Origin of the sequence: Psychrobacter sp. TB55-MNA-CIBAN-0194, from assembly GCF_040309505.1 — a bacterium.
Lineage (GTDB): Bacteria > Pseudomonadota > Gammaproteobacteria > Pseudomonadales > Moraxellaceae > Psychrobacter > Psychrobacter fozii.
The window spans coordinates 1-280 of sequence record NZ_JBEOOW010000176.1; the positions used below are offsets into that span (position 1 = coordinate 1).

General features: G+C 43.2%; 1 protein-coding gene. It reads left to right on the forward strand.

Going from position 1 to position 280, the window contains the following annotated elements; genetic code table 11:
• Nucleotides 1–280: transposase (locus AAEY75_RS14725; protein ID WP_352259983.1), on the forward strand; the 280-nt coding region annotated here is incomplete at both ends.

The following is a 280-nucleotide window of genomic DNA, read 5'->3' on the forward strand; positions in this document are numbered from 1 at the left end:
GCTATGCACCGATTGGTGAGCCTTGTATCGATAGCTACAACTGGCAAGGTAAAAGGCGAACCAACGTTATCGGTGCTCTATATGAAAAGATGCTGTTTGCCCTAGATTACTTTAAGCACAACATCAACAGCATCGTCTTCTATCACTGGTGCAAACACAAGCTAATCCCAAGTCTTAAAACCAAATGTGTGATTGTGATGGATAACGCCAGATTTCACAAACGAGTACAAAGACTGCTGAATAGGTACGGTCACAGGCTTCTATTCTTACCACCCTACAG